Origin of the sequence: Pseudomonas sp. NPDC087346 (assembly GCF_044744235.1) — a bacterium.
Taxonomy (GTDB): domain Bacteria; phylum Pseudomonadota; class Gammaproteobacteria; order Pseudomonadales; family Pseudomonadaceae; genus Aquipseudomonas.
In genome coordinates this window covers 100,880-124,827 of record NZ_JBIUXX010000012.1, presented here as the reverse complement: position 1 = coordinate 124,827, position 23,948 = coordinate 100,880, and the positions used below count along the sequence as shown (strand labels likewise).

At 60.2% G+C, this 23,948-nt stretch carries 21 protein-coding genes and 1 pseudogene; 14 read left to right on the top strand and 8 right to left on the bottom strand.

All coding sequences use genetic code 11. From position 1 onward, the window contains the following. Window positions 1–216 (top strand): 50S ribosomal protein L28 (gene rpmB / locus ACIOZM_RS10525; protein WP_401212972.1); only part of this gene is annotated, 216 nt, incomplete at its 5' end. Between the two features lie 11 nt (window positions 217–227). After that, a complete protein-coding gene (rpmG, locus tag ACIOZM_RS10520) occupies window positions 228–383 on the top strand; it encodes a 50S ribosomal protein L33 (RefSeq protein WP_401212970.1) in 156 nt (51 codons plus the stop codon). Window positions 384–589: 206 nt separating this feature from the next. Here the strand turns inward: rpmG and ACIOZM_RS10515 are convergent, their stop codons facing one another. Then, window positions 590–952: a cupin domain-containing protein gene (locus ACIOZM_RS10515; protein ID WP_401212968.1), complete on the bottom strand. Its 363-nt coding sequence runs from the start codon at window positions 950–952 to the stop codon at window positions 590–592. A gap of 235 nt (window positions 953–1,187) precedes the next feature. On the opposite strand from ACIOZM_RS10515, the gene ACIOZM_RS10510 reads away from it, so the two are divergent. Next, a complete protein-coding gene (locus tag ACIOZM_RS10510) occupies window positions 1,188–2,681 on the top strand; it encodes an aldehyde dehydrogenase (RefSeq protein ID WP_401212966.1) in 1,494 nt (497 codons plus the stop codon). A 265-nt stretch (window positions 2,682–2,946) separates the two neighbouring features. Further along, complete coding sequence (locus tag ACIOZM_RS10505) at window positions 2,947–4,089, top strand: MFS transporter (protein ID WP_401212963.1); 1,143 nt, start codon at window positions 2,947–2,949, stop codon at window positions 4,087–4,089. A 79-nt stretch (window positions 4,090–4,168) separates the two neighbouring features. Here ACIOZM_RS10505 and ACIOZM_RS10500 read toward each other — a convergent pair whose 3' ends face one another. Both ACIOZM_RS10500 and ACIOZM_RS10495 read right to left on the bottom strand, forming a co-directional pair. After that, entirely contained in the window at window positions 4,169–5,737 is a 1,569-nt protein-coding gene (locus ACIOZM_RS10500) for a phospholipase D family protein (RefSeq protein WP_401212961.1), read from the bottom strand. Window positions 5,738–5,797: 60 nt separating this feature from the next. After that, window positions 5,798–7,219 (bottom strand): PLP-dependent aminotransferase family protein, encoded by a 1,422-nt coding sequence (locus ACIOZM_RS10495; protein WP_401212958.1) that lies wholly within the window; start codon window positions 7,217–7,219, stop codon window positions 5,798–5,800. A 179-nt stretch (window positions 7,220–7,398) separates the two neighbouring features. On the opposite strand from ACIOZM_RS10495, the gene ACIOZM_RS10490 reads away from it, so the two are divergent. Beyond that, window positions 7,399–7,644: a DUF1127 domain-containing protein gene (locus ACIOZM_RS10490; protein ID WP_401212955.1), complete on the top strand. Its 246-nt coding sequence runs from the start codon at window positions 7,399–7,401 to the stop codon at window positions 7,642–7,644. A 154-nt stretch (window positions 7,645–7,798) separates the two neighbouring features. Here the strand turns inward: ACIOZM_RS10490 and ACIOZM_RS10485 are convergent, their stop codons facing one another. Next, window positions 7,799–9,109 carry an NAD(P)/FAD-dependent oxidoreductase gene (locus ACIOZM_RS10485; RefSeq protein ID WP_401212952.1) on the bottom strand — a complete coding sequence of 437 codons (1,311 nt, stop codon included), beginning with the start codon at window positions 9,107–9,109 and terminating at the stop codon, window positions 7,799–7,801. 147 nt (window positions 9,110–9,256) lie between these two features. Here ACIOZM_RS10485 and ACIOZM_RS10480 point away from each other — a divergent pair. Next, window positions 9,257–9,533 (top strand): annotated as a pseudogene (locus ACIOZM_RS10480) (YkgJ family cysteine cluster protein). A 127-nt stretch (window positions 9,534–9,660) separates the two neighbouring features. Here the strand turns inward: ACIOZM_RS10480 and ACIOZM_RS10475 are convergent. Beyond that, the gene (locus ACIOZM_RS10475) at window positions 9,661–10,149 is read right to left on the bottom strand and encodes an Lrp/AsnC ligand binding domain-containing protein (RefSeq protein ID WP_003177284.1); all 489 of its coding nucleotides are present in this window, start codon (window positions 10,147–10,149) and stop codon (window positions 9,661–9,663) included. A 155-nt stretch (window positions 10,150–10,304) separates the two neighbouring features. Here ACIOZM_RS10475 and dadA point away from each other — a divergent pair, with 155 nt between their 5' ends. From dadA to ACIOZM_RS10445, 6 genes are all read left to right on the top strand, one after another. Further along, window positions 10,305–11,609 carry a D-amino acid dehydrogenase gene (dadA, locus tag ACIOZM_RS10470; RefSeq protein ID WP_401212949.1) on the top strand — a complete coding sequence of 435 codons (1,305 nt, stop codon included), beginning with the start codon at window positions 10,305–10,307 and terminating at the stop codon, window positions 11,607–11,609. Next, window positions 11,581–11,934: a RidA family protein gene (locus tag ACIOZM_RS10465; protein WP_401212947.1), complete on the top strand. Its 354-nt coding sequence runs from the start codon at window positions 11,581–11,583 to the stop codon at window positions 11,932–11,934. The genes dadA and ACIOZM_RS10465 overlap by 29 nt, the downstream gene beginning before the upstream one ends. A gap of 93 nt (window positions 11,935–12,027) precedes the next feature. Continuing rightward, window positions 12,028–13,101 carry an alanine racemase gene (gene alr / locus ACIOZM_RS10460; protein ID WP_401212944.1) on the top strand — a complete coding sequence of 358 codons (1,074 nt, stop codon included), beginning with the start codon at window positions 12,028–12,030 and terminating at the stop codon, window positions 13,099–13,101. An 88-nt stretch (window positions 13,102–13,189) separates the two neighbouring features. After that, a complete protein-coding gene (locus ACIOZM_RS10455; protein ID WP_096817305.1) occupies window positions 13,190–13,738 on the top strand; it encodes a cupin domain-containing protein in 549 nt (182 codons plus the stop codon). A 182-nt stretch (window positions 13,739–13,920) separates the two neighbouring features. After that, window positions 13,921–14,337: a c-type cytochrome gene (locus ACIOZM_RS10450; protein ID WP_401212993.1), complete on the top strand. Its 417-nt coding sequence runs from the start codon at window positions 13,921–13,923 to the stop codon at window positions 14,335–14,337. A gap of 136 nt (window positions 14,338–14,473) precedes the next feature. Continuing rightward, window positions 14,474–16,396: an acetyl-CoA hydrolase/transferase C-terminal domain-containing protein gene (locus tag ACIOZM_RS10445; RefSeq protein WP_401212940.1), complete on the top strand. Its 1,923-nt coding sequence runs from the start codon at window positions 14,474–14,476 to the stop codon at window positions 16,394–16,396. 131 nt (window positions 16,397–16,527) lie between these two features. On the opposite strand, the gene ACIOZM_RS10440 is transcribed toward ACIOZM_RS10445, so the two are convergent. Together ACIOZM_RS10440 and rep are read right to left on the bottom strand one after the other, a co-directional pair. Next, window positions 16,528–17,100: a xanthine phosphoribosyltransferase gene (locus tag ACIOZM_RS10440; RefSeq protein ID WP_401212937.1), complete on the bottom strand. Its 573-nt coding sequence runs from the start codon at window positions 17,098–17,100 to the stop codon at window positions 16,528–16,530. Between the two features lie 56 nt (window positions 17,101–17,156). Continuing rightward, the gene (rep, locus tag ACIOZM_RS10435; protein WP_401212934.1) at window positions 17,157–19,166 is read right to left on the bottom strand and encodes a DNA helicase Rep; all 2,010 of its coding nucleotides are present in this window, start codon (window positions 19,164–19,166) and stop codon (window positions 17,157–17,159) included. Between the two features lie 263 nt (window positions 19,167–19,429). Between rep and ACIOZM_RS10430 the strand changes: the two genes are divergently transcribed. After that, window positions 19,430–21,103 (top strand): putative bifunctional diguanylate cyclase/phosphodiesterase, encoded by a 1,674-nt coding sequence (locus ACIOZM_RS10430; RefSeq protein WP_401212931.1) that lies wholly within the window; start codon window positions 19,430–19,432, stop codon window positions 21,101–21,103. A 182-nt stretch (window positions 21,104–21,285) separates the two neighbouring features. On the opposite strand, the gene ACIOZM_RS10425 is transcribed toward ACIOZM_RS10430, so the two are convergent. After that, window positions 21,286–22,683: a NorM family multidrug efflux MATE transporter gene (locus ACIOZM_RS10425; RefSeq protein WP_401212928.1), complete on the bottom strand. Its 1,398-nt coding sequence runs from the start codon at window positions 22,681–22,683 to the stop codon at window positions 21,286–21,288. Between the two features lie 159 nt (window positions 22,684–22,842). On the opposite strand from ACIOZM_RS10425, the gene ACIOZM_RS10420 reads away from it, so the two are divergent. Next, window positions 22,843–23,763: a LysR substrate-binding domain-containing protein gene (locus ACIOZM_RS10420; protein WP_401212925.1), complete on the top strand. Its 921-nt coding sequence runs from the start codon at window positions 22,843–22,845 to the stop codon at window positions 23,761–23,763. Window positions 23,764–23,948 lie beyond the last annotated feature (185 nt).

The window sequence follows — 23,948 nt, the reverse complement described above, 5'->3', positions numbered from 1 at the left end:
GTTACCGGTAAGGGTCCGGTGACTGGGAATAACATTTCCCACGCAAACAACAAAACCCGTCGTCGTTTCCTGCCGAACCTGCAGCATCACCGCTTCTGGGTTGAAGAAGAGAAACGTTTCGTGCGTCTGCGTGTATCTGCCAAAGGCATGCGCATCATCGACAAGCGTGGCATCACTGTCGTGCTGGCCGAAATCCGCAAAGCTGGCAAGATCTAAGGGAGCTAATCATGCGTGAATTGATTCGTTTGATTTCGAGCGCCGGTACTGGTCATTTCTACACTACCGACAAAAACAAGCGTACTAAGCCGGACAAACTCGAGATCAAGAAATTTGATCCGGTTGTTCGCAAGCACGTGATGTACAAGGAAGGCAAAATCAAGTAATTGATTTTTCCCTACTTACGAAAAAGGCCCGTATCTCACGATACGGGCCTTTTTTGTTGCCTTCGGTTTCTGCTGTGTCTGTACCGGCCTCATCGCTGGCAAGCCAGCTCCCACAGTGATTGTTGACGTTCACAAAGTCAGTGTTCACCACAGAACCTGTGGGAGCTGGCTTGCCAGCGATGGGGCCGGTTCAGACTAAGAAGTCCTCAAGCCTTCTGTTCGAAGATCACATAGACCTTGCGGCAAGCCTCCAGCACTTCCCAGGTGCCACGGAAACCGGCCGGAATCACAAAGCGGTCACCAACACGCAACGTCTTGGCATTGCCGTCGCCATCACGCAGCACCGAAACCCCCTGCAAAATCTCGCAGTATTCGTGCTCGGTGTAGTTCACCGTCCACTGGCCCACCGCACCTTCCCACACGCCGACGCCCATCTGCCCGCAAGGGCTTTCGTATTGATGGAATACAGCTTGCTCGGGATCACCTTTAAGCACTTTGGCCGGGTCCGGGCGATAGCGTTCGGCTTCGCTGCTGGTCAGGCTGATGTCGACGACGTTCTGGATATTCATTGTTGTTTTCTCCCGTGATTACGGCGCGTTGGCTGGAAAGGGCCAAAGTCTATGTTTATTAAATTGAACACCGCAAGGCCGTTTGCCGGGCTTATGTCAAATATATTGAAACAAACCCGGCCGCTGGTTTAGGGTGGCGGGTGCCTCTGGCCGAAAAGCAGGCTGGCCGGGCAGAATTTCTGAAGACGTCCGCGAAGACCGCGGCGCTCGTATTCAACAAGAGGAGGACACTCGAATGACCACCCTGACTCGTGCCGATTGGGAACAACGTGCTCGCGACCTGAAGATCGAAGGCCGCGCCTACCTCAACGGCGAATACACCGATGCCGTCTCCGGCGAGACCTTCGAGTGCATCAGTCCGGTCGATGGCCGTCTGCTGGGCAAGATCGCCAGCTGTGACGCCGCCGACGCCCAGCGCGCCGTGGAAAACGCTCGCGCCACCTTCAATTCCGGCGTCTGGTCGCGTCTGGCGCCGACCAAGCGCAAAGCCACCATGATTCGTTTCGCCGGCCTGCTCAAGGAGCACGCCGAAGAGCTGGCTCTGCTCGAAACCCTGGACATGGGCAAGCCGATCAGCGATTCGCTGTACATCGACGTTCCGGGCGCGGCGCAAGCGCTGAGCTGGAGCGGTGAAGCGATCGACAAGATCTACGATGAAGTCGCCGCCACCCCGCACGATCAACTGGGTCTGGTAACGCGCGAACCGGTGGGCGTTGTGGCGGCCATCGTGCCTTGGAACTTCCCGCTGATGATGGCTTGCTGGAAACTGGGGCCGGCGCTGTCGACCGGTAATTCGGTGATCCTCAAGCCGTCGGAAAAATCCCCGCTGACCGCCATCCGTATCGCCGAACTGGCGGTCGAGGCCGGTATTCCGAAAGGCGTGCTGAACGTGCTGCCGGGCTACGGTCACACCGTCGGCAAGGCACTGGCCCTGCATAACGACGTCGACACCCTGGTGTTCACCGGTTCGACCAAGATCGCCAAGCAACTGATGATCTACTCTGGCGAATCGAACATGAAGCGCGTCTGGCTGGAAGCCGGCGGCAAGAGCCCGAACATCGTGTTCGCCGATGCCCCGGATCTGCAAGCGGCGGCCGAATCCGCTGCCGGCGCAATCGCCTTCAACCAAGGCGAAGTGTGCACCGCCGGTTCGCGTCTGTTGGTCGAGCGTTCGATCAAGGAGAAATTCCTGCCGATGGTGATCGAAGCGCTGAAAACCTGGAAACCGGGCAACCCGCTCGACCCGGCGACCAACGTTGGTGCGCTGGTCGATACCCAGCAAATGAACACCGTGCTGTCGTACATCGAATCCGGTCATACCGATGGCGCCAAACTGGTGGCTGGCGGCAAGCGCATCCTTCAGGAAACCGGTGGCACTTACGTTGAGCCAACGATTTTCGACGGCGTGAGCAACGCGATGAAAATCGCCCAGGAAGAGATCTTCGGCCCGGTGCTGTCGGTCATCACTTTCGACACTGCAGAAGAAGCGATCCAGATCGCCAACGACACGCCATACGGCCTGGCGGCAGCGGTGTGGACACAGGACATCTCCAAGGCGCACCTGACCGCCAAGGCACTGCGCGCCGGCAGCGTATGGGTCAACCAGTACGACGGCGGCGACATGACCGCGCCGTTCGGCGGCTTCAAGCAATCGGGTAACGGTCGCGATAAATCGCTGCACGCGTTCGACAAATACACCGAGCTGAAGGCGACCTGGATCAAGCTGTAAACCGTTGACGGAGGATCTGTTCCAAGAGCAGATCCTCTGAACGAAGCAGGTCCCCTGTGGGGGCGAGCCTTTGTGGCGAGGGGATTTATCCCCGTTTGGCTGCGAAGCAGTCGCAAAACATTGCACGCGGTGTATCAGATACCCCGCATTGGCAGGTTTTGGGGCCGCTACGCGACCCAACGGGGATAAATCCCCTCACCACAGGGGCTCGCTCCCACATTGGTTTTTGTGGTGCACATAATAATTATCCACAGGAGCGTGGAACATGCGTTGGGCGACGTATTTCGCCGTGTTGGCGTCTGTCTTGAGTGTTGGCCTGGCCCTTGGGGTCAGCATGCCGCTGGTGTCGTTGCGGCTGGAGGGTTGGGGTTACGGCTCCTTCGCCATCGGTGTGATGGCGGCGATGCCGGCGATTGGCGTGTTGTTGGGCGCGAAGATTTCCAGTCATCTGGCGGCGCGTTTTGGCACGGCCAATCTGATGCGCCTGTGTCTGTGGGCCGGTGCGTTGTCGATCGGTTTGCTGGCGCTGTTGCCGAGCTATCCGATCTGGCTGGTACTGCGCCTGATGATCGGCGTGATCCTGACCATCGTATTCATCCTCGGTGAAAGCTGGATCAACCAACTGGTGGTCGAGCACTGGCGCGGGCGACTGGTGGCGCTGTATGGCAGCAGTTACGCGCTGAGCCAACTGTCCGGGCCGTTGCTGTTGGGGGCGCTGGGCACGGAGCACGATTACGGCTTCTGGGTCGGTGTCGGCCTGCTACTGGCCTCGCCGTTGTTGCTGCTGGGCCGTAGCGGCGCACCAAGCAGTGAGGCGAGCAGCGTGACGTTCGGCGATCTATGGCGTTTCAGCCGCGAGCTGCCGGCGATTGCCTGGGCGGTGTCGTTGTTTGCCGCGTTCGAGGCGATGATCCTGACGCTGCTGCCGGTGTATTGCCTGCGTCAGGGTTTCACCGCGGAAATCGCCTTGGCAATGGTCAGCACCGTGGTGGTCGGTGATGCGCTGCTGCAATTGCCGATTGGTGCGCTGGCCGACTACCTGTCGCGCCGCACGTTGTTCGCCGGCTGCGCAGTGATCCTGATGCTGTCGAGTCTGGCGATTCCGCTGTTGATCGATACGCCGCTGATCTGGCCGCTGTGGGTGTTGTTCGGTGCCAGTGCGGGCGGTTTGTTTACCTTGTCGCTGATTCTGATCGGCGAACGTTATCGCGACGATGCCTTGGTTCGTGCCAACGCGCACATTGCGCAGTTGTGGGGCGTTGGTTGTCTGATCGGGCCATTGGCGGCAGGGGCGGGCAGTCAGTGGATCAGCGGGCATGCGCTGCCGCTGTTGATGGCGGTGGGGGCGTTCGGCTTGGTGATTCTGCTGATGCGCCAGGGTGCGTTCGGAACAGTGCAAACCGCTTGAGATCAAAAGATCGCAGCCTTCGGCAGCTCCTGCATGGGATTACATTCCAACTGTTGGAACTGCCGGAGGCTGCGATCTTTTAAAGCATTTTCTCCAGGCCGACGGTGGTGCTGAACCACGCATTGAACCGTCGCCACCAGCTCCCAGGCTCCTTGGTCAACGTATGCATCTGGCCGTTATCCTCGGTGACCCAGACGATCTTCCCGTCCTGCAATTTCGCCTCATAACTCAACGCCGGCGCCATGCCTTGCTCTGCCAGTTCGCGCACATGAGCTGCCAGCTCGGGGCTGTCGACCAGCACACCGACTTCGGTATTCCAAAGCACTGAGCGCGGGTCGAAATTGAACGAGCCGATGAAGGATTTCTGTCGGTCGAAAATCATCGCCTTGCTGTGCAGGCTGGAATCCGAGCCGCGAAACGACTTGCTGTAAAACAGGTGCGGCCCGCTGCCATAGTTATCCCCAGGCTGGCGGCGCAGCTCGAACAGTTTCACCCCATGCTCAAGCAATGCCTTGCGATACGGCGCATAACCGCCATGCACCGCTGGCACGTCGGTGGCCTCCAGCGAGTTGGTCAACAAACTCACGGACACCCCGGCATCGGCGCGCCCGGTCAGGTACACCAGCCCCGGCTGGCCGGGCACGAAGTAGGCCGAAATCATGATCAGCTCTTTGCTGACGTTTTTCAGTTCCGGCGCCAGTTGCGTGGTCAGCAGCAATTGCGGGTCCGGTTCATCCTTGGCCAGCACTTTGCTCGGTGCATCCCACAGTGCCTGGTTCCAGGCCCAGATCAGCTCTTTGCGCCAGATGTCCATGCGCGGCTCGGTGGTGAAAGTCATCAGTTGCTGATACAGCGCGTGATTCTGCTTTCTTGATTCCTCCAGCGATTCTTCCAGCCGTGTGCGGGTGTTGCGCAGGTCCTTGGCGCTGGGTTTGCTGGTGAGAAATTCGTCGATCGGTTTGCTCAGTGCGCTGTTCCAGTACTGATCGAAACTGTGCCCGAGTTGCTCAGCCACCGGACCGACACTGAGCATGTCGATGTCGGTGAAATTAAGGTTGGGCTCGGCATCGAAATACTCGTCACCCAGATTGCGCCCGCCGACGATGGCTACGCTGTTGTCCGCCAGCCACAGCTTGTTGTGCATCCGTCGATGTTGCAGTGACAGGTTGAACAGCCGTCCTGCCGCGCGCGTCACCCCGGTGCTACGCCCCAGATTGAGCGGATTGAACAGGCGAATCTGAATCTGCGGATGCGCCGCCAGTGTGGCGATGATCGTATCGAGGCCGTCGCTGGTGGTGTCGTCCAGCAGAATGCGCACGCGCACGCCACGGTCGGCAGCCTTGAGCAGTTCTTCCACCAGCATCCGCGTGCTGATGCCGTCATGGACGATGTAGTACTGCAAGTCGAGGCTGGTTTGCGCGTGGCGGATCAGCTCGGCGCGGGCGGTGAACGCCTCGGTGCTGTTGGACAGCAGGCGAAAGCCGGAGCGACCTTGATAGGGCGCAGCCTGCGCCTGGATCGAGCGGCCGAAGCTGGAGCTGGATGCCGGCAATGCCTGGCTCGGCTCGCGGGAAACATCGAGGCTGGCGCAACCGCCCAGGAACGCGGCAAGGATCAGCAAAGCGAGTAGGGGCTGTCTGAAGCTCACGTAGGATCGTTCCGGTCGGCAGTAATGGTCGGCATATGGACGCTGGTGACTCGAAAAAGGTCAGTCGGCTTCGGCCAGCAATCTGCTTGCCGCTGCGCCGACTTTGCGCACCGCGTCTTCGACCAGCGGTGTCGGTTTGGCAGCGTAGTTCATCCGCAGGCAATTGCGGTACTTGCCCGAGGCGGAAAAGATACTGCCGACGGCAATCTGTACGCCCTGATCGTGCAGCTCTCGATTCAGTTTCAGGGTATCGAAACCCTCCGGCAGTTCGACCCACAACATGAAGCTGCCCTGCGGACGGCTGGCGCGAGTGCCGGCAGGAAAATAGCGCGTCACCCAGTCGATCATCACGTCACGGTTGCGCTGGTATTGCGTGCGCATCCGCCGCAAATGCGGTTCGAAGTGGCCGGCCTTGAGGAATTCGGCAATGGCGATTTGCGGCTGTGGCGCTGTCGAGCCGGTGCTGATGTATTTCATGTGCAGCACCCGCTCGAGATAGCGGCCCGGTGCAACCCAACCGATGCGTAGCCCCGGTGCCAGGGTCTTGGAAAACGAACTGCACAACAGCACGCGACCGTCCTCGTCGAAGGATTTGATCGTGCGCGGACGTGGGTAGGTGTAGGCCAGTTCGCCATACACATCGTCCTCGATGATCGCCACGTCGAAACGCTGCGCCAGCGTCAACAGCGCGCGCTTGCGCGACTCCGGCATGATGTAGCCCAGCGGGTTGTTGCAGTTGGGCGTGAGCTGAATGACCTTGATCGGCCATTGCTCCAGCGCCAGTTCGAGGGCTTCGAGGCTGATACCCGTGAGCGGGTCGGTGGGGATTTCCAGGGCTTTCATGCCCAGGCCTTTAAGGGTCTGCATGGCGCCGTGAAAGCTCGGCGAATCCACCGCGACGATGTCGCCGGGCTCGCAGATCGCGTGGATGCTGGTGGACAACGCCTCATGGCAACCGGTGGTGACGACGAGGTCGGCGGCACTCAACTGGCAGCCGGAATCGAGCATCAATCGGGCAATCTGTTCGCGCAGTTCGAGGGTGCCATGGATGTTGTCGTAATACAGACCGGGCATGTCCTGGCGACGGCTGATCCGCGCCAGCCCGCGCAGCAGCGGTTTCATGGTCGGTGAGCTGACATCCGGCATGCCGCGACCCAGTTGCACCACGTCTTTGCGCGGCACGGCGCGAATCAGTTCCAGCACCTGATCCCATTGCGAAATCTCCACCGGCCGCTGCGCCGGACGCCCGACGGCGGGCAACTCCGGCAACTCGCGCCCCACCGGCACGAAATAGCCTGATTTGGGTTTCGGCATGGCCAGGCCGCTGTCTTCCAGCATGCGATAAGCCTGCTGCACCGTGCTCAGACTGACGCCATGTTCTACGCTCAAGGCGCGCACCGAGGGCAAGCGGTCTCCGGGGCGATAGAAACCTTGTTCGATGCGCGTACCGAGCAATTCGGCGAGGTTCACATAGAGCGTCATGGCACTGCCTCGATGCAGGTGATTCGTTAAACCAGTACAGATGCGACAGAAATCGGCAATTCAGTGGCAGAAACGGCAAATCTGTATGGAGTTAATACAGTTTGGTTGAATCTGTAACGCTTTTGTCGGCCCGCGCATCATGGAATCTCTGGCTACCCAAGTAAACAGGAGCGACAAAAATGAACGGCTTGAGCGATGTGCGGCTGACGCTACACAGTCAGGAACTGGCGGCAGGGCAGGAGGACAATGCGTGGCATGCGGCAATGCGCAACGCGCCATCCGGCCTCAGTCGCTGGGGCCTGCTCTGGCATCGTCTGCACACGCGCAAGGCGTTACTGGCTCTGACGCCGGATCAGCTCAAGGATGTCGGGCTGACGCGTGAGCAGGCGCAGGAGGAGGGGTTGAAGCCGTTCTGGCGGATCTGAGTTGTATGCTGGCCTTGCTGGCCCCATCGCTGGCCCCATCGCTGGCAAGCCAGCTCCCACAGGTTCGGTGGTGAACACCAAAACGTGTGACCCCCCCAATCACTGTGGGAGCTGGCTTGCCAGCGATGGCGGCCTCAAGGCCGATGCAAAAACCTCAGACCAACTCTTTCAGTCGATGCCACAACATCCCCAGCGCCAACAACGGCGAGCGCAAATGCTTACCGCCCGGGAAGGTGATGTGCGGCACCTTGGCAAACAGATCAAAACCACCGCTGTGCTGCCCGCTGATCGCTTCGGCGAGCAACTTGCCCGCCAGGTGCGTAGCATTCACCCCGTGACCGGAATACGCCTGGGCGTAATACACATTCGGCTGTTCCGCGAGCCGGCCGATCTGCGGCAAGCGATTGGCGCCGATGCCGATCATGCCACCCCACTGATAGTCGATTTTGACCCCGCCAAGCTGCGGGAAAACTTCCAGCATCTTCGGCTGCATATACGCAGCGATGTCTTTCGGATCACGTCCCGAGTAATGGCAGGCACCACCGAACAGTAAACGGCGATCCGCCGAGAGCCGGTAGTAGTCCAGCGCCACCCGCTGGTCGCAGACCGCCATGTTCTGCGGCAACAAGGCATGGGCCTGTTCTTCGCTCAAGGGTTCGGTGGCGATGATGTAGCTGCCGGCCGGCAGCACCTTGCCGCTGAGTTGCGGGTTGAGGTCACTGAGATAGGCGTTGCAGCCGAGCACCAGAGTCTTGGCGCGCACCGAGCCTTGAGCGGTGTGCACCTTCACTTCAGGGCCGTAATCGATGCGTGTCGCTGCCGAATGTTCGAACAGTTTCACGCCCAGCTGCTGCGCCGCAGCGGCTTCGCCCAGCGCCAGGTTCAGCGGGTGCAGATGCCCGGAGCCCATATCGATCAAGCCGCCGACGTAGCGTTTGGAGCCGACCACCGTGTGCATTTCATTGGCTTGCAGCAGACGGGTTTCGTAGCGATAGCCGAGGCCGCGCAGTTCTTCGGCGTCTTCGGCAAATCCTTCGAGGTCGGAAGGTTTGTTGGCGAGGTCGCAGTAACCCCACGTCAGGTCGCAGGGGATCTGAAAGCGTTCGACGCGTTGACGGACGATTTCCACGGCTTCCAGGCCCATCAGTTTCATCTGTCGGATACCGTCGGTGCCGATGACGTTGGCGAACTGGTCGAGACCGTGACCGACCCCGCGAATCAATTGCCCGCCGTTTCGCCCGCTGGCGCCCCAACCGATCTTGTGCGCCTCCAGCAGCACCACGCTGAGGCCGCGTTCGGCCAGTTCCAGCGCGGTGTTCAACCCGGAGAAGCCGCCGCCGACCACGCACACGTCCGCAACCAGTTCGCCTTGCAACACCGGGTGATCGGGCTGCGGCAGGCTGCTGGCGGCGTAATAAGAGGCAACGTGCGGTTGGCTCGCGGTGGTGTGGGCGCGGGCATTCATAGGCGTCATCCAACGGCTGAGTGTCGAGAAAATTTGACGGAGCATAAGCCGCACGCCCGAATACGGGCAACACTGGTCGGCCGTCGCTGTCTGGAATACGGCTTTTGCGGCACAATCGTCGCCTATTCCACGTTGGTTACCGTTTCGATGAGCTGCAACAGCGAGAAAATCCGCACCCTGCGTCAGCAGATCCCCACGTTCGAGTGCGTGCCGGGCTGCCATGACTGCTGCGGGCCGGTAACCACCTCGCCCGAGGAAATGGCCCGTCTGCCGCGCAAGACCCGCGCCGAGCAGGACGCCGCGCTTCGGCACCACCAAAACCTTGCCCTGCCCGAACGGGCGCGGGCCGGTGGAGCTGATACATCCACGGGTGGAGAAGCAGGTGTTCGAGTACATGGCGGCGAATCGGCAGGTGCTGGTTTAGCCAGATAGCCGAGTTGTCTGCATCGCTAGCAGGCTAGCTCCCACAGGGATTGCAGGTGTTCACATTGTTCGTGTTCACCACTGAACCTGTGGGAGCCAGCCTGCTGGCGATGGCAGCAGCACAAATCTCAGTCAGGAATCGGCAGGCTCAGGCTCTCTTTCACTTCTTCCATCACGATATAGCTCTTGGACTCGCGCACATGCGGCAGCTTGAGCAGGATGTCGCCGAGCAGTTTGCGGTACGAGGCCATCTCGGAAATCCGCGCCTTCACCAGATAGTCGAAATCCCCTGACACCAGGTGACATTCCAGCACATGCGGCAGTTTCAGCACCGCGCGTCGGAACTCCTCGAAAGTGTCGCCGGATTTGTAGTCGAGGCTGATCTCGACGAACACCAGCAGACTACCCTTCAAATGCTGCGGATTCAGGCGGGCGTTGTAGCCCATGATGATGCCTTCGCGCTCCAGCCGGCGTACCCGCTCGGTACACGGTGTGGTCGAGAGGCCGACTTTTTCCCCGAGTTCGGTAAAGGAAATCCGCCCGTCCGCCTGCAGGATTCGCAAGATGTTGCGGTCGATCTTGTCCAGCTCACGTTTGGTCTGAGTGTTGGTACGCATAGGGGATGCGCCTCCGTGAAAAGGGTTTTTGCCGAGAATTGTCGCCAAATATAGGCGCTTATATAGTGAAAAGCACTGGCTAATCTTTTTTACACTGCGCCCATAATTGCTCGTACAACAGACGTCGGCGGACAGCCGCGATGAGGGATACAAAAATGCGCGTTATGGTCTTGGGTAGCGGCGTCATCGGTACCGCCAGTGCTTATTATCTGGCCCGTGCCGGGTTTGAGGTGGTGGTGGTCGATCGGCAGCCAGCCGCCGCCATGGAGACCAGTTTCGCCAACGCCGGCCAGGTATCGCCGGGTTATGCCTCACCGTGGGCCGCGCCGGGCGTGCCGCTCAAGGCCATCAAGTGGCTGCTGCAACGCCACGCACCGCTGGCGATCAAAGCCACTGCCGACATCGATCAATACCTGTGGATGGCGCAGATGCTGCGCAACTGCACCGCCAATCGTTACGCGGTGAACAAGGAACGCATGGTTCGTCTGTCCGAGTACAGCCGCGACTGCCTCGACGAGTTGCGCGCTGAAACCGGCATCGCCTACGAAGGCCGCAGCCTCGGTACAACGCAACTGTTCCGCACCCAGGCTCAGCTTGATGGCGCCGCCAAAGACATCGCCGTGCTGAAGGAATCCGGCGTGCCCTTCGAAGTCCTCGACCGCGCCGGCATCGCCCGCGTCGAGCCGGCACTGGCCAATGTCACCGACATCCTTGCTGGTGCGCTGCGCCTGCCGAATGACCAGACCGGCGACTGCCAGATCTTCACCACCCGCCTGGCCGAAATGGCCGTGAAACTGGGTGTGGAATTCCGCTACGGTCAGGACATCCAGAAGCTCGACTTCGCCGGTGATCGCATCAACGGCGTATGGATCGACGGCAAGCTGGAAACCGCCGACCGCTATGTGCTGGCGCTCGGCAGCTACTCGCCGCAACTGCTCAAGCCGCTGGGCATCAAAGCCCCGGTATATCCGCTCAAGGGTTACTCGCTGACCGTGCCGATCACCAACCCGGACATGGCCCCGACGTCGACCATTCTCGACGAGACCTACAAGGTCGCGATCACCCGTTTCGACAACCGCATCCGCGTTGGCGGGATGGCGGAAATCGCCGGTTTTGACCTGTCGCTGAACCCGCGTCGACGCGAAACCCTGGAGATGATCGTCAACGACCTTTATCCTCAGGGCGGTAATCTGGCCGAGGCGAGTTTCTGGACCGGCCTGCGTCCAACCACCCCGGACGGCACGCCGATTGTTGGCGCGACCCCATTCAAGAACCTGTTCCTCAACACCGGTCACGGCACCCTTGGCTGGACCATGGCGTGCGGTTCCGGTCGTTTGCTGGCTGACCTGATGGCGAAGAAAAAGCCGCAGATCAGCGCCGAAGGCCTCGATATTTCCCGTTACGGCAACAAAACCAAGGAGTCCGCACAACATGTCAATCCAGCGCCAGCTCACCAATGAGCGCATGAGTCAGATCGTCAGCCACAACGGCACCGTGTATCTGGCCGGACAGGTCGGTGACGATTTCAGCGCCGGGATTGAACAGCAGACCCGCGAAGTGCTCGCCAATATCGAGCGCTTGCTGGATCTGGCCGGTACCGACAAACAGCATTTGCTGTCGGCAACGATCTACCTGAATGACATCGAAGCGCACTTTGCCGGGATGAATTCGGTGTGGGACCAGTGGCTGCCAAAAGGCGCCGCCCCGGCCCGTGCCACCGTCGAAGCGAAGATGGCCAAGCCGACCATCCTGGTGGAAATCTCCATCGTCGCTGCGCTGCCGTAACTGCTTTAAAGATCCCTCTCCCGGTGCTGTTGGCGGTTCACTCGTCAGCCAGCGCCGGTTTTTATTCCCATGACCGCCTAGAAGTCTGCCGCCATGCGTCCAGCCCGTGCCCTGATCGACCTTCAAGCCCTGCGCCACAACTACCGAATTGCCCGCGAAATCACTGGTGCCAAAGCGCTGGCGGTGATCAAGGCTGACGCTTATGGCCATGGTGCGGTGCGCTGTGCCCAAGCGCTGGAAGCCGAGGCTGATGGTTTTGCCGTGGCCTGTATCGAAGAAGCGCTTGAGCTGCGCGCTGCGGGCATCCGTGCCCCGGTGTTGTTGCTTGAAGGTTTTTTCGAAGCCGATGAACTGGCACTGATCGTCGAGCATGATTTCTGGTGCGTGGTGCATTCGTTGTGGCAGCTCGAAGCCATCGAGCAGGCGGCACTGAACAAACCGATCACCGTGTGGCTGAAGCTCGACTCGGGCATGCACCGCGTCGGCCTGCATCCCAAGGATTACCCGGCGGCCCATCAACGGCTGTTGGCCAGCGGCAAAGTGGCGAAAATCGTTCTGATGAGCCACTTCGCCCGCGCCGATGAACTGCACGCGCAGAGCAGCACCGAGCAAGTGGCGGTGTTCGAAGCGGCGCGGCAGGGCCTGGCTGCCGAAGTCAGCCTGCGCAACTCGCCTGCCGTACTCGGCTGGCCGCAGATCCACAGCGACTGGGTACGTCCGGGCATCATGCTCTACGGTTCGACGCCTTTCGAAGAAGCCAACGCTGTCGCCGAACGCCTGCAACCGGTGATGACTCTGGAATCGCAAGTGATCTGCGTGCGTGAGCTGCCAGCCGGCGAACCGGTGGGCTACGGCGCCAAGTTCATCACCGACAAACCGATGCGCATCGGCGTGGTCGCCATGGGTTACGCCGACGGCTATCCGCGTCAGGCACCGACCGGCACGCCGGTATTGGTGGCCGGTAAACGCAGCCGCATCATCGGTCGGGTATCGATGGACATGCTGTGCATCGACCTCACCGATGTGCCGGAAGCGGGCCTCGGTTCGACCGTCGAATTGTGGGGCAAAAACATCCTCGCCAGCGACGTGGCGAAGTGGGCTGACACCATCCCGTACCAGATCTTCTGCAACCTGCGCCGGGTGCCAAGGCTCTATTCCGAGGCTTGAGGCCGCTACGGAGCCCAAGTGTTGTAAATACTGAACGCTGTCGCCATGATACCGCTCAATATTCTTACAACATCAGGAGGCTCCAGCCTTGGACGTCGGTGAACGACTGCAATCCATTCGAAAGCTCAAAGGTCTTTCCCAGCGTGAGCTCGCCAAGCGCGCGGGCGTCACCAACAGCACCATTTCGATGATCGAGAAGAACAGCGTCAGCCCCTCGATCAGTTCGCTGAGAAAGGTTCTGGGCGGGATTCCCATGTCCATGGTCGAGTTCTTCTCCGAAGAAATCCTGCAGGAAAAACCGACCCAGATCGTCTACAAGGCCAACGAGCTGATCGACATCTCCGACGGTGCCGTGACCATGAAACTGGTCGGCCGTGCGCACCCGAGTCGGGCCATCGCCTTCCTCAACGAAATCTACCCGCCGGGCGCCGATACCGGCGAAGAAATGCTCACCCATGAGGGCGAGGAAACCGGGATTCTGGTGGAAGGTCGTCTGGAACTGGTGGTGGGGCTAGAAACTTTTATTCTCGAAGCTGGCGACAGCTACTATTTTGAAAGTACCAAGCCGCATCGTTTCCGTAATCCGTTCGACTCACCGGCGCGACTAATCAGCGCAGCCACGCCGGCGAACTTTTAAACAAAGAGGCGCCAGGCCATTACGGCGAAGGCACCCGGACCGTTTTACCGATGCGCAACAAGACCCCTTTAATAATGGGGTTGTTTCAGTGTGGCGGGCTACCCGCTATACTTGCGCCCGCCTGCGAACCGTGGCCGCAGGCGTGAATAGCCACCATTGAGGGTGAACGCGTGAACCTAATTATGAAAATGCTGGCTGCACCAGCAACCGTACTGGCCCTCTGGGCTGTCAGCGCTCAAGCTGCGACGAATGACGATATTGCCAAACGCCTCGAGCCGGTTGGCCAGGTGTGTGTTCAGGGTCAGGAATGCAAGGGGATGGAAGTTGCTGCCTCTACGGGTGGTGGCGGGGGAGCCAAGACGCCTGACGACGTGATTGCAAAACATTGCAACGCTTGCCATGGCACCGGCCTGTTGGGCGCACCGAAAATCGGTGACGCGGCAGCCTGGAAAGACCGCGCCGATCACCAGGGCGGCCTCGACGGTTTGTTGGCCAAAGCCATTACCGGCTTGAACGCCATGCCGCCGAAAGGCACCTGCGCCGACTGCTCGGATGACGAGCTGAAGGGCGCGATCCAGAAGATGTCCGGTCTGAAATAAGCCGCACTTCTGACGAAAGAAACCGTCTTCGGACGGTTTTTTTGTGCCTGCGATTCAGGGTTGAGGCTGTCCTTTGCAGCAAACTCAAGGCAAGCTCGGTCTCACCTCTATTCACGGAACGGGCGGGAGGATTCAGATGGTGCAGTTGTGTTCGATCGAACAGGCAGTGGACGACGTGCTCGCGCGGTTGCCGGCGCATATCCACATGGGCTTGCCGCTGGGGCTGGGCAAACCCAACCATTTCGTCAACGCGCTGTACCGGCGCGTCAAAGAGCTGCCCGAGCGGCAACTGACGATCTACACCGCCCTGTGCCTGGGCCGTCCGGATTTGGGCGATGGCTTGCAGAAGCGCTTTATCGAACCCTTCGTCGAACGCGTGTTCGGTGATTATCCGGAGTTCGATTTCCTCGCCGACCTGCGTCGCGACAGCCTTCCCGCGAACATCCGCGTCGAACAATTCTTCATGCAGCCCGGCAGCCTGCTCAACAGCGCACCGGCCCAGCAGGATTACGTCAGCAGCAACTACAGCCACGCGGCCCGCGATATCAACGCAGCGGGCCTGAATCTGGTGGCGCAACTGCTCGCCAGCAGCAGCGAACATCCGGATCGCCTGAGCCTGAGTTGCAACCCCGACATCACTCTTGACCTGTTGCCGATGATCGCCAAACGCCGGGCGGCGGGGGAGACCATTCTGCTGGTCGGCCAGGTACACACCGATTTGCCGTACATGCCCGGCGATGCCGAAGTCGAGATCGACACCTTCGACTTTCTGATCGACGAGAAGGACAGCAGCACACTGTTTTCCACGCCGAACATGCCGGTCGGGTTTCAGGATCATTTCATCGGTTTGCACGCCAGCACCTTGGTACGCGACGGCGGCACCTTGCAGATCGGTATCGGTTCGATGGGCGATGCGTTGACCGCCGCACTGCTGGCTCGGCAGGCCGACAACGAAGGCTATCGGGCCTTGCTGGCGGACATCAATCTGAGCCAGTGGGCGCAATTGATCGAGCGCGAGGGCGGTATCGAACCGTTCGCCAAAGGTCTGTACGGTTGCAGCGAAATGTTCGTCAACGGACTCTTGGTGCTGGCGGACGCCGGGATCATCCGGCGCAAGGTCTACCCGGACGTGCCGACTCAGGAGCGGGCCAACGCCGGCACTCTCGACGAGGCGGCGCAAACCGATGGCATTTCGGTGCACGGCGGTTTCTTCCTCGGGCCGCGCAGTTTTTATGAGCGCCTGCGCGAGTTGCCACACAGCAAGCGCCTCGAATTCAACATGACCCGTATCAGTTACATCAACGAGCTGTACGGGCAGGAAGAACTCAAGCGTTTGCAGCGCATCGATGCGCGCTTTATCAACACCGCGTTCACCATGACCTTACTCGGTGCTGGCGTGTCCGATCAGTTGCAGGACGGTCGGGTACTTAGCGGCGTCGGCGGGCAGTACAACTTCGTCGCCCAAGGTCATGCGCTGCACGATGCGCGCTCGATTCTGATCCTGCGCAGCTGGCGCGAGTCTGGCGGTGAGGTCAGTTCGAACATTGTCTGGGAGTACGGCCACTGCACGATTCCCCGGCACTTGCGGGACATTGTGGTCACCGAATATGGCATCGCCGATTTGCGCGGCAAGACCGATGCGGTAGTGATCGAAGCGCTGCTGAATATCAGCGACTCGCGCTTCCAGTCAGGGCTTATCGAACAGGCACAGAAGGTCGGCAAGCTGCCTAAGGACTTCCGGATTGATCCACGTTTTGCCGAGAACACTCCGCAGCGTTTGCAGGCGATTGCCGCACGGCATCCGAACCTGTTTCCGGAGTATCCGCTGGGCTGTGATTTCAATGAGATCGAGCGGGATTTGCTGCGGGCGCTGAACTGGCTAAAGAGCAAGTTCAAGCTGACCGAGATTCTGGAGTTGGGTAAGGCTGCGCTGGATGCGCCGGAGGCTTCGATGTATCCGGAGCATCTGCAACGGATGCAGCTGACAAACCCTGAGGGCCTGAAAGAAGACCTGTTTCAGCGGCTGCTGCTCACCGGCCTGAAGGCCACCGCGCAGTAACCGTCCACACAAAACCAACTGTGGGAGCTAGCCTGCTAGCGATGGCGGTCTGTCAGTCATTTAACTTTTGACTGACACGTTGCCATCGCTAGCAGGCTAGCTCCCACAGGGGTAATGCGGTTTAGCTGGCTTTATTCGATGAAGGTCACAACGCCGCCCGCCAGCGACTTCACGCGTGCCAGCGATTCAACGCGATAACCTTGGGAATCCAGCTCGGCACGGCCACCCTGGAACGACTTCTCGATCACGATGCCCAGACCGGCAACGGTTGCGCCAGCCTGTTTGATGATCGAGATCAGCGCCTGCGATGCCTTACCGTTGGCCAGGAAGTCGTCGATGATCAGCACGCGGTCGCTGCTGGTCAGGTGACGCGGGGAAATGGCGACGGTGCTTTCAGTCTTTTTGGTGAACGAGTAAACGGTCGCCGACAGCAGGTTTTCAGTCAGAGTCAGGGACTGTTGTTTGCGGGCGAAGATCACCGGCACGCCGAGGTTCAGACCGGTCATGATCGCCGGGGCGATGCCCGAGGCTTCGATGGTGACGATCTTGGTTATGCCCGAGTCCTTGAACAGCGTGGCGAATTCGTCGCCGATCAGCTTCATCAGGGCCGGGTCGATCTGGTGGTTCAGGAAGGCGTCGACCTTCAGGACCTGGTCGGAAAGCACGATGCCTTGTTCGCGGATTTTCTGGTGCAATGCTTCCATGAAGCTGTCCTCTGGTGGCGCTTGTGCGCCCTAGGCTTGTAAAAAAGTGGTCAATTCTAGCGCTTTAACATCGCGCGTATATCAGCCAATGCGCTATTGCCCCGCACGGCTTTGACTTCGGTCGGTGTGTCGTCGTTGCCTTCCCACGCCAGATCGTCCGGCGGCAGCTCATCGAGGAAGCGGCTCGGCGCGCAATCGATGATCTCGCCGTACTGCTTGCGCTTGGCGGCGAAAGTGAACGCCAGGGTCTGACGGGCGCGGGTGATGCCCACGTAAGCCAGACGACGTTCCTCCTCGATGGTGTCGGCTTCGATGCTGGAACGGTGCGGGAGGATTTCCTCTTCCATGCCCATGATGAACACGTATGGGAATTCCAGACCCTTGGACGCATGCAGCGTCATCATCTGCACGCCTTCGGCGCCATCTTCCTCTTCCTGCTGACGTTCCAGCATGTCGCGCAGGACCAGTTTGCCGATGGCGTCCTCGACGGTCATTTCGCCTTCTTCGTCTTTCTCGAGGGTGTTTTTCAACGCCTCGATCAGGAACCAGACGTTGCTCATCCGGTAGTCCGCAGCCTTGTCGCTGGAACTGTTGGTGCGCAGCCAGTTCTCGTAGTCGATGTCCATGACCATGCTGCGCAGCGCCGAGATCGGATCTTCGCCGGCGCACTGCTCGCGGACCTTGTCCATGAAGCGCTTGAAGCGCGACAGGCGATCGGTGAAACGGTTGTCCAGATGTTCGCCAAGACCGATTTCGTCGGTGGCGGCGTACATCGAAATCTTGCGCTCGGTCGCATAGTTGCCGAGTTTTTCCAGCGTGGTCGAGCCGATTTCCCGGCGCGGCACGTTGATCACTCGCAGGAAGGCGTTGTCGTCGTCCGGGTTCACGATCAGGCGGAAGTAGGCCATCAGGTCCTTCACTTCCTGTCGCCCGAAGAAGCTGTTGCCGCCGCTCAAGCGATACGGCACCTGATGGTGCTGCAATTTCAGCTCGATCAGCTTGGCCTGATAGTTACCGCGATAGAGGATCGCAAAATCGCTGTAAGGGCGGTCGGTGCGCAAGTGCAGGCTGAGGATTTCCATGGCTACGCGCTCGGCTTCGGCGTCCTCGTTGCGGCAGCGGATCACGCGGATCTCGTCGCCGTGGCCCATCTCACTCCACAGCTGTTTTTCGAATTCGTGCGGGTTGTTCGAGATCAGCACGTTGGCGCAACGCAGGATGCGGCTGGTGGAGCGGTAGTTCTGCTCGAGCATCACCACTTTCAACGACGGGTAATCGTCCTTGAGCAGCATCAGGTTTTCCGGCCGCGCCCCGCGCCAGGCGTAGATCGACTGATCGTCGTCGCCTACCACGGTGAACTGGTTGCGCTTGCCGATGAGCATTTTCACCAGCAGGTATTGGCTGGCGTTGGTGTCCTGGTATTCGTCGACGAGCAGATAGCGAACCTTGTTCTGCCACTTTTCGAGAATGTCGGCGTGGGCTTCGAACAGCTTCACCGGTTGCAGGATCAGGTCGTCGAAGTCCACTGCGTTGAACGCCTTGAGCGTGCGCTGATAGTGGGTGTAGACGATAGCGGCGGTCTGTTCCTTGGGGTTGCGCGCGTTTTCCAGGGCTTCGGGCGGCAGGATCAGATCGTTTTTCCAGGAGCCGATCATGTTCTTGATTTCGTCGACGCCGTCTTCGCCCGAGTATTCCTTCTGCATGATGTCGGTCATCAGGGCTTTGACGTCGGTCTCGTCAAAAATCGAGAAGCCCGGTTTGTAGCCCAGCCGCGCGTGTTCCTTGCGGATGATGTTCAGACCCAGGTTGTGGAAGGTGCAGACCGTCAGGCCGCGACCTTCGCCGGCACGCAGCAGGGTGCCGACCCGTTCCTTCATCTCGCGCGCGGCCTTGTTGGTAAAGGTCATCGCGACGATGTACTGGGCGCGGATGCCGCAGTTCTGGATCAGGTGCGCGATCTTGCGCGTGATCACGCTGGTCTTACCGGAGCCAGCACCGGCGAGCACCAATAGAGGGCCGCCGACGTAGTTCACGGCTTCTTGCTGCCGGGGATTGAGTCGGGACATACGAAATTCGGGAGTCGTTGACGAAATGGGCCGGCATTTTAACAGGCTCAGCGATTTATGCTGGTCTCTCCGACTTGTGACGTACCACGCGATTCATATTTGCCGGTTTTGTTACTTTCACGCAGGATGCGCGGTGATTTTGCGACTAATGTTCTCATTCGTGACACAAAATAACGTTTTGATAACCGTTGTCATTTGGTCATTGCTCAGCACAACGGCATAATGCCCGCCGCCCACATCATTGCAGAGTCTAGGGAGCTAGCTTGTCTACGCCTGTCGAACCCTTGCGTTTGCTGCTACTGGCCGAAGAGCCAGCGTGGACAGCGTTATTGCGTGAGTGTCTGGCTCCGATGGGGAGCGCGGCAGTGCTGATCAGCGCGCCGAGCTGGGAGTCGGTCAGCAGTTTGTTCGAAGACAACCGCCACGCGGTATTGTTGACCATTCCCGCCTTGCAGCCAGCGCCCGGGCGTTGCAGCCTGCCGACCGTGTTGCTGCTGGAGCACGAACCGGCCACTGCGCCGGACGGTGTCAGCGACTGGCTGGTGTTCGACGCACTCGACCCCGGCATGCTTCGCCGTTGCCTGCGCCATGTGCGCGAACGCGGCGTGCTGGAAAACACCCTGCAACGCCTGGCCGAACAAGACCCGTTGACCGGCATCGCCAACCGTCAGGGTTTCCAGACCTTGCTCACGGCGCGCCTGGCGGAAAACGACGGTCGCGGTCTGGCGCTGGGTCATCTCGATCTCGACAACTTCCGGCATGCCAACGATGCCCTCGGCCATCAGGCCGGTGATCGGCTGATCCTGCAAGTCGTCGCCCGCCTGAAAAGCCAGCTCGAGGCCGGTGATCAACTGGCGCGCCTGGGCAGCGACGAATTCGCCCTGCTGATCGACACCCGCCGCGCACCGCAGCGCGCCGAGTGGATGGCCGAGCGCATCACCGAAGCCTTGTCCGAACCCTATTGGGTCGATGGTGAAAGTCTGCTGATCGGCTCCAGCCTCGGTATCGCCCATGCCCGCGCACAGGCTGGCGCCGATCCGCTGATGTGGCACGCACACATCGCCATGCAGCAGGCTAAAAGTACGCAGGGCTGCACCTTTCATATCTTCAACGAACGCATAAATCGCAATGCGCGGAGCATGGCCGACCTCGAAAGCGAGTTGCGCCGGGCCCTGCGTCGCGACGAACTGGAACTGCATTACCAACCACGCCTGAACCTTGAGGACGGCCAGATCGTCGGCCTCGAAGCGCTGGTGCGCTGGCGTCACGGTGAGCGCGGTTTACTGCCGCCAAGCGAATTCGTGCCGTTGGCCGAGCAAAGCGGTTTGATCGTGCCGTTGGGTTACTGGGTGATTTCCCGGGCCCTGCGCGACATGCAGGCGCTACGCGAGCGCGGACTGCCGGCGTTGCACATGGCGATCAACCTGTCGTTTCGCCAGTTTCAGGACAGCCAGTTGCTGCCGACCCTCAGCCGCTTGATTGCCGAACGCGGCGTCGAGGCGCAATGGCTGGAGTTCGAACTGACGGAAACCGCGGTGATGCGCCGCAGCGATCTGGTCAAGCAGACCATGGACGCTCTTGGGCGCCTCGGTGTGCGTTTCTCGCTGGATGACTTCGGTACCGGGTTCTCCTCGTTCGTGCACCTCAACAGCCTGCCGATCACTTTGCTGAAGATCGACAAGAGCTTTGTCGGCGGCATGGAACAACGCGAAGAGAACCGCAAGCTGGTGCACGCGATGATCAATCTCGCGCACAACCTGCATCTGGAAGTAGTCGCTGAAGGGGTGGAGACGCCGGAACAACTGGATCTGCTACGCGGGTTTGGTTGCGATCAGGTGCAGGGTTATCTGATCAGCCGGCCGTTGCCGTTGGCGGAGCTGGTCGAGTATCTGACGTTCGGTTCGAGTCAGCAGCCAGCCCTTGAAATCGTCGGTTGATCGCCAAACGAATGTGGGACTGCTTTTGTGGTGAGGGGATTTATCCCCGTTGGGTGGCGAAGCCGCCCCAAAACCTGGGATCGCGGTGTATCAGTTACGCCCGGTTCTATGGTTTTACGACTGCTTCGCAGCCGAACGGGGATAAATCCCCTCGCCACAAAGGCTCACTCCTACAGGGGACTTCAGTCAGGCTGGGCGACTGCGAACCGGTTTGCTGACGCGGGCTCCAGCCGAATCATCCGCTTCATCTTCCATTCAAACGCCAGCGTCAGGCTCACCGCCGCGCACGCCAGCCCCAGCGCCAGTCCCCACCAGACGCCCGTCGGCCCCCAGTGCAGATGGAACGCCATCCACCACGCCGCTGGTGCGCCGATCAGCCAATAGCAAGCGAGCCCGACCAGGAACGTGGTCTTCGCATCTTTGAGTCCGCGAATGCAGCCCATGGCAATGGTCTGCGTACCATCGAACAGCTCAAACCACGCCGCCACCGCCAGCAGACTCACCGCCAGCCTGATCACCTCGGCAAACGCCGGATCGTTGTGATCGAGGAACAGACCAACCAACTGATTCGGCAGCAACCAGAACACCATGGCAAAACCGAGCATCACCACTGCGCCGAAGACGATCCCGACCCGCCCGGACATCCGCGCATCCAGCAACTGCCCGGCGCCGTAATGCTGACCGATGCGCATGGTGATCGCATACGACATACCCGCCGGCACCATGAACGCCACCGAGACGATTTGCAGGGCGATCTGGTGCGCACCCAACTGCGTGCTGCCCATGGTGCCCATGCACAGCGCCGCAAACGCGAACAAACCCACTTCCACCGCATAGGTGCCGCCAATCGGCAGACCGAGGCGCCACAGTTCTTTGAGATATTGCCGATTGGGTCGAGACAAGCCTGCGCGTAACGGATAAGCGTCATACGCCGGATGCCGACGGATATGCCAGGCCAGTGCCAGCGCCATGCAGTTGGCAACTATCGCGGTAACCAGACCGATGCCCATCAGACCCATCTTCGGCAGGCCGAACATGCCAGTGATCAGCGCGTAATTGAGCAGAAAATTGGCCACCGTGCCGCCGAGGCTGATGACCATCACTGGCGTCGCCCGGCCAATCGCGCTGGTGAAACCGCGCAGGGCCATGAAGCTCAGGTAGCCGGGCAGGGCGAACGGCAGGGCAATCAGGAACTGGCCGGCAGCGTTGACGTTGGTTTCGGTCTGGCCGAACAGCAGCAGCACTGGTTTGAGGTTCCACAGCAGCAATCCGGCGCCCAGCGCCATCAGCCACGCCAGCCACAATCCGGCCTGCGTCAGGCGTGCAGCACCGACAATGTCACCGGCGCCCTGACGAATCGCCACCAAGGTGCCGACAGCGGCAATCACGCCGATGCAGAAAATCGACACGAACGAATAACTCGCCGCGCCCAGACCGCCGCCGGCCAGAGCTTCGGGGCTGAGGCGGGCCATCATCAACGTGTCGGTCAGCACCATCAGCATGTGCGCCAACTGCGAGGCAATCAACGGCCCCGCCAGCCGCAGGATGGCCCAGAGTTCGGTACGCACAGGATGCTGCATGGTCATCACCACTCAATTTTCAGAGGGAACAGGAGACCGTCGATTCTCGGCGCTTGGCAGGCTTTGCACAAAGGGATAAAAAGGATGGGTGGCATGATTAAAACTCATCCTGGGAACTTTCGGCCATGTCGGCCTCGCCCCGCTACAGGAGCTTTCTGCATGTCGCGTCGTCTTCCTCCCTTGTATGCCCTGCGCGCATTCGAAGCAGCGGCACGGCATAGCTCGTTCACCCGTGCGGCGGAAGAATTGTCGATCACTCAAAGTGCGGTCAGTCGGCACATTCGTACGCTGGAGGAGCATTTTGCTTGTCGGTTGTTTCATCGCAGCGGTCGCAATCTGCAACTGACCGAGTCGGCGCGCCTGCTGTTGCCCGGTATCCGCGACGGCTTCGCCGCGCTGGAACGCGCCTGCAATACCTTGCGCGCCGAAGACGACATCCTGCGCATGAAAGCCCCATCGACCCTGACCATGCGCTGGCTGCTGGCGCGACTCAGCCGCTTCCGCCATTTGCAGCCGGGCAACGAGGTGCAACTGACCAGCGCGTGGATGGATGTCGACTCGGTGGACTTCAACAATGAGCCGTTCGATTGCGCAGTGCTGCTGAGCGACGGGCATTTCCCGCCGGACTGGGAAGCCAGCCTGCTGTTTCCCGAAGAACTGATCCCGGTGGGCGCGCCGAATCTGCTCAATGATCAGCCATGGGATTTGGCGCGACTGGCCAGCACCGAGTTGCTGCACCCGACCCCGGATCGCCGCGATTGGCGCAGTTGGCTGGAGCACATGGGCCTGTCCGATCAGGTATCGCTCAAGGGCGGGCAGGTGTTCGATACGCTGGAACTGGGGATGATCGCGGCGGCTCGCGGTTACGGCGTGTCGATGGGCGATCTGTTGATGGTCGCCGAAGATGTCGCACAAGGGCGTTTGAGTCTGCCGTGGCCAACGGCGGTCGCCAGCGGACTGAATTATTACCTGGTGTGGCCAAAGACCCGTCCGGGAGGTGAACGTTTGCGCCGCCTCAGCGACTTCCTGCAAGGCGAAGTCCGCGCCATGGCGCTGCCTGCGGTCGCACGCTTGAGCTGAAACGTTCGAGCCGCCACAATGCCGGCCTTGAGCCATACCCCTGTTACACACTCAAGTATTCGGTTCTGCCGCCGAATACGTCCAAGTGGAACCGTCGTGCCGGTATCCGCGATTCACCCCCATTATTAGAATATTTCCGAGCAATTGCCGCGATCAGGGAGGATTCGGTGACTCGGCCAGGAGCT

What these genes read in the sequence shown, in the direction of transcription:
- rpmG (WP_401212970.1), top strand. Translation starts at nt 228, where the DNA reads ATGCGTGAATTGATTCGTTTGATTTCGAGCGCCGGTACTGGTCATTTC.
- ACIOZM_RS10515 (WP_401212968.1), bottom strand. Translation starts at nt 952, where the DNA reads ATGAATATCCAGAACGTCGTCGACATCAGCCTGACCAGCAGCGAAGCC.
- ACIOZM_RS10510 (WP_401212966.1), top strand. Translation starts at nt 1,188, where the DNA reads ATGACCACCCTGACTCGTGCCGATTGGGAACAACGTGCTCGCGACCTG.
- ACIOZM_RS10505 (WP_401212963.1), top strand. Translation starts at nt 2,947, where the DNA reads ATGCGTTGGGCGACGTATTTCGCCGTGTTGGCGTCTGTCTTGAGTGTT.
- ACIOZM_RS10495 (WP_401212958.1), bottom strand. Translation starts at nt 7,219, where the DNA reads ATGACGCTCTATGTGAACCTCGCCGAATTGCTCGGTACGCGCATCGAA.
- ACIOZM_RS10490 (WP_401212955.1), top strand. Translation starts at nt 7,399, where the DNA reads ATGAACGGCTTGAGCGATGTGCGGCTGACGCTACACAGTCAGGAACTG.
- ACIOZM_RS10485 (WP_401212952.1), bottom strand. Translation starts at nt 9,109, where the DNA reads ATGAATGCCCGCGCCCACACCACCGCGAGCCAACCGCACGTTGCCTCT.
- ACIOZM_RS10475 (WP_003177284.1), bottom strand. Translation starts at nt 10,149, where the DNA reads ATGCGTACCAACACTCAGACCAAACGTGAGCTGGACAAGATCGACCGC.
- dadA (WP_401212949.1), top strand. Translation starts at nt 10,305, where the DNA reads ATGCGCGTTATGGTCTTGGGTAGCGGCGTCATCGGTACCGCCAGTGCT.
- ACIOZM_RS10465 (WP_401212947.1), top strand. Translation starts at nt 11,581, where the DNA reads ATGTCAATCCAGCGCCAGCTCACCAATGAGCGCATGAGTCAGATCGTC.
- alr (WP_401212944.1), top strand. Translation starts at nt 12,028, where the DNA reads ATGCGTCCAGCCCGTGCCCTGATCGACCTTCAAGCCCTGCGCCACAAC.
- ACIOZM_RS10450 (WP_401212993.1), top strand. Translation starts at nt 13,921, where the DNA reads ATGAAAATGCTGGCTGCACCAGCAACCGTACTGGCCCTCTGGGCTGTC.
- ACIOZM_RS10445 (WP_401212940.1), top strand. Translation starts at nt 14,474, where the DNA reads ATGGTGCAGTTGTGTTCGATCGAACAGGCAGTGGACGACGTGCTCGCG.
- ACIOZM_RS10440 (WP_401212937.1), bottom strand. Translation starts at nt 17,100, where the DNA reads ATGGAAGCATTGCACCAGAAAATCCGCGAACAAGGCATCGTGCTTTCC.
- rep (WP_401212934.1), bottom strand. Translation starts at nt 19,166, where the DNA reads ATGTCCCGACTCAATCCCCGGCAGCAAGAAGCCGTGAACTACGTCGGC.
- ACIOZM_RS10425 (WP_401212928.1), bottom strand. Translation starts at nt 22,683, where the DNA reads ATGCAGCATCCTGTGCGTACCGAACTCTGGGCCATCCTGCGGCTGGCG.
- ACIOZM_RS10420 (WP_401212925.1), top strand. Translation starts at nt 22,843, where the DNA reads ATGTCGCGTCGTCTTCCTCCCTTGTATGCCCTGCGCGCATTCGAAGCA.